The sequence below is a fragment of the Pseudomonas sp. 2VD genome, assembly GCF_005503585.1.
Classification (GTDB): domain Bacteria; phylum Pseudomonadota; class Gammaproteobacteria; order Pseudomonadales; family Pseudomonadaceae; genus Pseudomonas; species Pseudomonas aeruginosa.
Genome location: NZ_SCND01000322.1, coordinates 1 through 6834, shown reverse-complemented (window position 1 = coordinate 6834; position 6834 = coordinate 1). Strand labels below are relative to the sequence as shown.

Annotated in this window: 8 protein-coding genes; 6 read left to right on the top strand and 2 right to left on the bottom strand. The window is 66.6% G+C overall.

Features of this window, described 5'->3' with window-relative positions; all coding sequences use genetic code 11:
* Positions 1–123 (bottom strand): hypothetical protein (locus tag FFS27_RS33775; RefSeq protein WP_256659640.1); only part of this gene is annotated, 123 nt, incomplete at its 3' end.
* Between the two features lie 176 nt (positions 124–299).
* Positions 300–788 carry a transcriptional regulator DadR gene (gene dadR / locus FFS27_RS25755; protein ID WP_003096535.1) on the bottom strand — a complete coding sequence of 163 codons (489 nt, stop codon included), beginning with the start codon at positions 786–788 and terminating at the stop codon, positions 300–302.
* 153 nt (positions 789–941) lie between these two features.
* Between dadR and FFS27_RS25750 the strand changes: the two genes are divergently transcribed.
* The 6 genes from FFS27_RS25750 to alr all read left to right on the top strand — a co-directional run.
* Positions 942–3509 (top strand): YdbH domain-containing protein, encoded by a 2568-nt coding sequence (locus FFS27_RS25750; RefSeq protein ID WP_023101722.1) that lies wholly within the window; start codon positions 942–944, stop codon positions 3507–3509.
* 20 nt (positions 3510–3529) lie between these two features.
* Entirely contained in the window at positions 3530–3721 is a 192-nt protein-coding gene (locus tag FFS27_RS25745) for a YnbE family lipoprotein (RefSeq protein WP_003096523.1), read from the top strand.
* A gap of 12 nt (positions 3722–3733) precedes the next feature.
* Positions 3734–4078, top strand: coding sequence for a YdbL family protein (locus FFS27_RS25740; protein WP_003096521.1), 345 nt, complete (start codon positions 3734–3736; stop codon positions 4076–4078).
* A gap of 356 nt (positions 4079–4434) precedes the next feature.
* Positions 4435–5733, top strand: a complete 1299-nt coding sequence (gene dadA / locus FFS27_RS25735; RefSeq protein WP_003098274.1) for a D-amino acid dehydrogenase — start codon at positions 4435–4437, stop codon at positions 5731–5733.
* Complete coding sequence (locus FFS27_RS25730; RefSeq protein WP_003098273.1) at positions 5708–6061, top strand: RidA family protein; 354 nt, start codon at positions 5708–5710, stop codon at positions 6059–6061. The genes dadA and FFS27_RS25730 overlap by 26 nt, the downstream gene beginning before the upstream one ends.
* A gap of 90 nt (positions 6062–6151) precedes the next feature.
* Positions 6152–6834 (top strand): alanine racemase (alr, locus tag FFS27_RS25725; RefSeq protein WP_137952285.1); only part of this gene is annotated, 683 nt, incomplete at its 3' end.

Here is a 6834-nt window from a genome sequence, read left to right as displayed (position 1 = left end):
GCACCCGTCTGCCTGTTCTTCGCCGGCCAGGGGCGGGCACTCGATGCGTCGGTTGAGCGTGGCGGCGTAGTAGGAGGGGGCGTGTTGGGCGGTATGCACCGGCTGGCGAACGCGGGCGTTCATGTGTGAAATCCTGATTATTATGTGTGGAAAATTTGACGGAGCATAAACGTCAGTCGAGGCGCTCGCCAAGGGCGAAAAAGCAAAAAAACTGCGAGGTGTTGCGGGGATCGTGTGCGGAAACGACGGTGTTTCCCGTCTATGCCGGGAGTCCTGGCGGACTCCCGGAGCGTGTCATGTCAATCCGGAACCGGTAGGTCGAGCGACTCCTTGACCTCTTCCATGACGATATAGCTCTTCGACTCGCGAACGTGCGGCAGTTTCAGCAGGATGTCGCCGAGCAGCTTGCGGTAGGACGCCATTTCCGAGATGCGAGCCTTCACCAGGTAGTCGAAGTGGCCGGACACCAGGTGGCATTCCAGCACATGGGGCAGCTTGAGCACCGCCCGGCGAAACTCTTCGAAGGTATCGCCGGACTTGTAGTCCAGGCTGATCTCTACGAACACCAGCAGGCTGGCCTTCAGATGCTGCGGATTGAGCCGGGCGTGGTAGCCCATGATCAGGCCTTCGCGCTCCAGGCGGCGCACGCGTTCGGTGCAGGGTGTGGTCGAGAGGCCGACGCGTTCGCCCAGCTCGGTGAAGGAAATGCGACCTTCCTCCTGCAGGATGCGGAGGATGTTGCGGTCGATCTTGTCCAGCTCGCGCTTGCTCTGATGCTGGGTACGCATGGATGGAGGCTCCCCGTCTGGCTCGGAAAATCCGGAAATTTTCCGCCAATATAACGTCGAAAGCAGGGAAAAACACTGGCCGGGGAAAACGCCTTGATCTTGCACGAGGGCCCCGCCACCCTTGGCCGGGTCGGCAACGGACAGAGGTAGGACATGCGTTTGCGCAGAAGGACAACGTTGCTGCTGGTATTTGCAGTGCTGTTGCTGCTGGCGTTCGGCTACGGCTGGCATGCCTGGCGCAGCCTGTTGCGCGAGCAGGGTGTCGAGCGCCTGGAGTGGCAAGGCCTGGGCCTGTCCGCCGAAGGCATCGGGCTGCGACGGCTGGCGCTGGAGCGGCGCGGCGCGGATGGCGCCAGCCTGCGACTGGACGTGGAACACGCGCTGCTGCGCTGGCCCGGGCTGTCGGGTTGGCGTCCGCGTCTACCCGGCCTGCGCGTGGAGCAAGTGGCGCTCGCCTGGCAACCGGCTGCCGCGAGTTCCGACGACGACTCCGCTGCGCTGGACTGGACGTCCCTGCGCGAGACCCTCGCCTGGCTGCCGGAACAGATCCACCTCGAACGCTTCCATCTCGACCTACCTTGTCCCGCCGGCCGCTGCGAGCAGGACGGCGGGCTGGACATCGGCCGCCCGTCGGGAGCGCTGTTTCCGCTGGCTGCGCAACTGCGCCTGCAACAAGAGGCGCAGCAGGCCCAGCTCGACGCCCAGCTCTTCGAGGAGCCTACCGGTTGGCGCCTGCGGGCGCGCGCGCAACTCGACCGGCAGGCGCTGCTGACGCTGGACAGCCAGCTCGCGCCGTCCGATGGCGACGGCCTCTGGCAGGGGCGCCTGGAGGCGCCCGGCCTGCCGGACACCCGTGGCCTGGTGGTCTGGCTCAATCGCTGGTTGCCGGAAGCCCAGCGCCTGCCCGACGCACCGCAAGCCCTGCGTCTGCAAGCGGACTGGACGATCCGCCTGGCGCCTGGCAGCGACTGGCTGGAGCCGCGCCGGGTACTCGACGGCGGTGGCTCGGCGGCGCTGCTGGTGCAGGCTCCGCAAGCCTGGCCGCTGCCCGGTCTGGGTAATGTACAGGGCGAACTGCAAGTCCAACTGGATGGAGACGAGGGCGCCTGGTTGCCACGCCAGCTGCGCAGCGACTTGCGCCTGAGCCAGTTGCACGGCGAGTGGTTGCAGGCGCTGCCGGCCGAGTTGCGGCCGAGCGCGCTGGGCTTGCGCAGCGAGCCGCTGGAGCGCGATGCCGATAGCGTCACCGCGTTGCGCCTGGCGTTCACCAGCGAGGGCGCGAGTACGCTGAAGCTGGAGACGCGGCTCGACCTGCTGGGCATCTCGCCGTGGGCCGCCAGGCTGGTGGAGGGTCGCTTGCAGGTGGACGCGCCGCGCCTGCAATACCTGGGCTGGAAAGCCGAGCGACTGGTCGCGGAGATTCCCCTGGAGGGCCGGCTGGACGGGCAGCGCGCCAACCTCTCTTTCGGCAGAGGCGCGCGGTTGCAGGCGGCGTCCCTGGCCGAGCCGTCGACGCTGCACCTTGGCCAGCCCCGCCTCAATCTCGCCGGGACCGCTCTCGAACTGGCCTACCAGCCGCTGGCGCTGCATTTCGCCGGGCCGCTGCAGGCGCAGGTCGGACAACTCCGCCAGGCTAACCTCAAGCCGTTGGCCTGGACCTTCGAGGGGCCGCTCGACACCACCCTCGAGCGCACCAGCCTGAAGGGACGGCTGAGCAACGGTGCGGGGCTGGCGGCGGACATCCAGCTGCAGCGCGATGCGAAGACGCCCCTGGCACTCTCCGCCAGGCTGGCCGAGGTGTTCTTCCGTACCGGCAATCCGCTGGCCGCGACCCTCGCCGACTGGCCGGGGCTGCTCGAACTGGGCAATGGGCGCGCGACCGCCGCGGCCGGCTGGAAGCTCGACGCGGCGGGTGGCTCGTCCCTCGACCTGGACCTGACCCTGAAAGGCCTCGACGGTATCTACGACCGCAGCGAGCTGAAGGGGCTGGGCGGCAGCCTGGCCTTGCGCCTGCGCGGCGGTCAGTTGAGCCTGGACAGCCCCGGCCTGAGCCTGGCCGAGGCCAATCCCGGCCTGCCGCTGGGGCCGGTGAGTTTCCGCGGGCGCTACGAGGCCCCGCTTTCCGCGCCGGGCAGCGGCCGTTTGAGCTGGCAGACGTTGCAGAGCGGCCTGTTCGGCGGGCAGGCCTCGGTCCCCGCGGGGAGCATCCGCCTGGGTCAGGCCGAGCAGAAGTTCGCCTTGCGTATCCAGGGCATACAACTCGGCGAGATTTTCCGGGTCTATCCGGCGGAGGGCCTGGCCGGCGAAGGCACCCTGGACGGCGAACTGCCGCTGATGCTGAACCGCTGGAAGCCCAGCGTCTCCGGCGGCCAGGTCAAGGCCCGCGAGCCCGGCTACCTGCGCTTCCGCTCGGCGAAAATCGAGGCGCTGGGGCGCAGCAACCCGGGGATGAAGCTGGTCGCCGATGCCCTCGACGATTTCCACTACGACGTCCTGCAAAGCAGCGTCGATTATCATGAGAACGGCAAGCTGTTGCTCGGCCTGCGCTTGCAGGGCAGCAACCCGGACCTGGAGAAGGGGCGCCCGGTCAACCTCAACGTCAACCTGGAGGAGGATATCCCGGCACTGCTGACCAGCCTGCAACTGAGTGACCGGGTCAGCGAAACCATTCGCCAACGTGTGCAGGAGCGCATGCAGAAACGCAAGGCTTCGGCGCCATGAGCCATACAGGAGAACCCCCGATGCGCCTCTGCGCTCTATTCGCTGTCCTGCTGCTGGGCAGCCTGACGATGGCCTGCACGCCCACCGTGCAGCTGGCGGCTCCCAGCGAGCCGATCAACATCAATCTCAACGTGAAAATCGAGCACGAGATCTACATCAAGGTCGACAAGGCTCTGGACGGCATCATCAACGAGAACAGCGGCCTGTTCTAAAGGAGCGGATCCATGACAACCCGTAGCAAACTCGGTATCGCCCTGCTGGCCCTCGGCATCAGCCTTTCCGCCATGGCGATGGACCTCGGCCAGGCCATGTCGGCCCTTGGCGGCGCCAAGGCCCAGGGCCTGGTCGGCGAGCAGGCGGACGGTTACCTTGGCGTGGTCAGCAACAGCGGCCAGGCGGCGGACATCGCCGCGCAGATCAATGCCGCGCGGCGCGCCGAATACCAGAAGGTGGCCAACAGCAGCGGCGCTTCGCTGGCCGACGTGGAGGCCATGGCCGGCAAGAAGGCGATGGAGAAAACCCCTGCCGGGCAGTACGTCCAGGTTGGCGGCAAGTGGGTGAAGAAATAGCGCGAAGGCTCTGCGAGCGCTCTGGGACGCTGCTCCGATCGCAAGGGCCGGGCAGCGTCCGCGGGATTTTTCCTGTCGCGAGTGCTTCCCCTAGGGACTCCTGTCGTTTTCCATGGATTCTGCGACAGGCTTTCCCGAAAAAGCGGCTCCCGGCCTGAGTTCGATCATTTAAATATGCGGTATTTTTCCAGTTTTATGGTGGATGCGCCTCGGTAAAACCCCTATTTGTCCGGTTTTTTACCTGAGTAGTTGCCTAAAATTGGTGATTATTTCTGCCTGCCTCTTCCTATACTGCGCGCATCTACACGCTCAAAATAACAAACGTCCGCGGTTCCTCCGCGACGTGGGAGGCGACAATGCGAGTTCTGGTCCTTGGCAGCGGTGTCATCGGTACCGCCAGTGCGTATTACCTGGCCCGAGCCGGGTTCGAGGTGGTGGTGGTCGACCGTCAGGACGGTCCCGCGCTGGAAACCAGCTTCGCCAACGCCGGCCAGGTGTCTCCCGGCTACGCTTCGCCCTGGGCAGCCCCGGGCATTCCTCTGAAGGCCATGAAGTGGCTGCTGGAAAAGCACGCGCCGCTGGCCATCAAGCTCACCTCCGATCCCAGCCAGTACGCCTGGATGCTGCAGATGCTGCGCAACTGCACCGCCGAGCGCTACGCGGTGAACAAGGAGCGCATGGTCCGCCTGTCCGAGTACAGCCGCGATTGCCTCGACGAACTGCGCGCCGAGACCGGCATCGCCTACGAGGGCCGCACCCTCGGCACCACCCAACTGTTCCGCACCCAGGCGCAGCTGGACGCCGCCGGCAAGGACATCGCCGTGCTCGAGCGCTCCGGCGTGCCCTACGAGGTTCTCGACCGCGACGGCATCGCCCGCGTCGAGCCGGCCCTGGCCAAGGTCGCCGATAAGCTGGTCGGTGCCCTGCGCCTGCCCAACGACCAGACTGGCGACTGCCAGCTGTTCACCACCCGCCTGGCGGAAATGGCCAAGGGCCTGGGCGTGGAGTTCCGCTTCGGCCAGAACATCGAACGCCTGGACTTCGCCGGCGACCGCATCAACGGCGTGCTGGTCAACGGCGAATTGCTCACCGCCGACCACTACGTGCTGGCCCTGGGCAGCTACTCGCCGCAACTGCTCAAGCCGCTGGGTATCAAGGCTCCGGTCTATCCGCTGAAGGGCTACTCGCTGACCGTGCCGATCACCAACCCGGAGATGGCGCCGACCTCGACCATCCTCGACGAGACCTACAAGGTGGCGATCACCCGCTTCGACCAGCGCATCCGCGTCGGCGGCATGGCGGAAATCGCCGGCTTCGACCTGTCGCTGAACCCGCGTCGCCGCGAAACCCTGGAAATGATCACCACCGACCTCTATCCCGAGGGCGGCGACATCAGCCAGGCGACCTTCTGGACCGGCCTGCGCCCGGCGACCCCGGATGGCACCCCGATCGTCGGCGCCACCCGCTACCGCAACCTGTTCCTCAATACCGGCCACGGCACCCTGGGTTGGACCATGGCCTGCGGGTCGGGTCGCTACCTGGCCGACCTGATGGCGAAGAAGCGCCCGCAGATCAGCACCGAAGGCCTGGATATTTCCCGCTACAGCAATTCCCCGGAGAACGCCAAGAATGCCCATCCAGCGCCAGCACACTAACGAGCGTATGAGCCAGATCGTCGTCCACAACGGCACCGTCTACCTGGCGGGCCAGGTGGGCGAGGACATGTCCGCGGGCGTCGAGCAGCAGACCCGCGAGACCCTGGCGGCCATCGAGCGTCTGCTGGAAGAGGCCGGCACCGACAAGACCCGGATCCTCTCGGTGACCATCTACCTGAAGGACATCGACGCCGACTTCGAAGGCATGAACCGCGTCTGGGACCAGTGGCTGCCGCGCGGCGTCGCGCCGGCGCGCGCCACCGTCGAAGCCAAGCTCTGCGAGCCGGAGATCCTGGTAGAGATGTCGGTGGTCGCTGCGCTGCCCTGAGTTTTGTCTGGCCCGGCCGGAGAGCCGGGCTTTTTTTCGCCTGATGAAAGGTGCGCGATGCCGCACCTCGCTGAAGAGAGACCCGTCGCCATGCGCCCCGCCCGTGCCCTGATCGACCTGCAAGCCCTTCGTCACAACTATCGGCTGGCCCGCGAGGCCACCGGCGCCCGTGCGCTCGCGGTGATCAAGGCGGACGCATACGGCCACGGCGCGGTGCGCTGTGCCGAAGCGCTGGCGGCCGAGGCCGATGGCTTCGCCGTGGCCTGCATCGAGGAGGGCCTGGAGCTGCGCGAGGCCGGTATCCGCCAGCCGATCCTGCTGCTGGAGGGCTTCTTCGAGGCGTCCGAGCTGGAGCTGATCGTCGCCCACGACTTCTGGTGCGTGGTGCATTGCGCCTGGCAATTGGAGGCGATCGAACGCGCCAGCCTGGACCGCCCGCTGAACGTCTGGCTGAAGATGGATTCGGGCATGCACCGTGTCGGCTTCTTCCCCGAGGACTTCCGCGCCGCCCACGAGCGCCTGCGGGCCAGCGGCAAGGTGGCGAAGATCGTGATGATGAGTCACTTCTCCCGCGCCGACGAACTGGATTGCCCGCGCACCGAGGAACAGCTCGCCGCCTTCGCGGCCGCGAGCCAGGGCCTGGAAGGCGAGATCAGCCTGCGCAATTCGCCAGCCGTGCTCGGCTGGCCGAAGGTGCCCAGCGATTGGGTACGTCCGGGCATCCTGCTCTACGGAGCCACGCCGTTCGAGCGCGCACATCCGCTGGCCGACCG

Excerpts from the sequence above, each read along its gene's own strand:
- dadR (WP_003096535.1), bottom strand. The coding sequence starts at position 788 with ATGCGTACCCAGCATCAGAGCAAGCGCGAGCTGGACAAGATCGACCGC.
- FFS27_RS25750 (WP_023101722.1), top strand. The coding sequence starts at position 942 with ATGCGTTTGCGCAGAAGGACAACGTTGCTGCTGGTATTTGCAGTGCTG.
- FFS27_RS25745 (WP_003096523.1), top strand. The coding sequence starts at position 3,530 with ATGCGCCTCTGCGCTCTATTCGCTGTCCTGCTGCTGGGCAGCCTGACG.
- FFS27_RS25740 (WP_003096521.1), top strand. The coding sequence starts at position 3,734 with ATGACAACCCGTAGCAAACTCGGTATCGCCCTGCTGGCCCTCGGCATC.
- dadA (WP_003098274.1), top strand. The coding sequence starts at position 4,435 with ATGCGAGTTCTGGTCCTTGGCAGCGGTGTCATCGGTACCGCCAGTGCG.
- FFS27_RS25730 (WP_003098273.1), top strand. The coding sequence starts at position 5,708 with ATGCCCATCCAGCGCCAGCACACTAACGAGCGTATGAGCCAGATCGTC.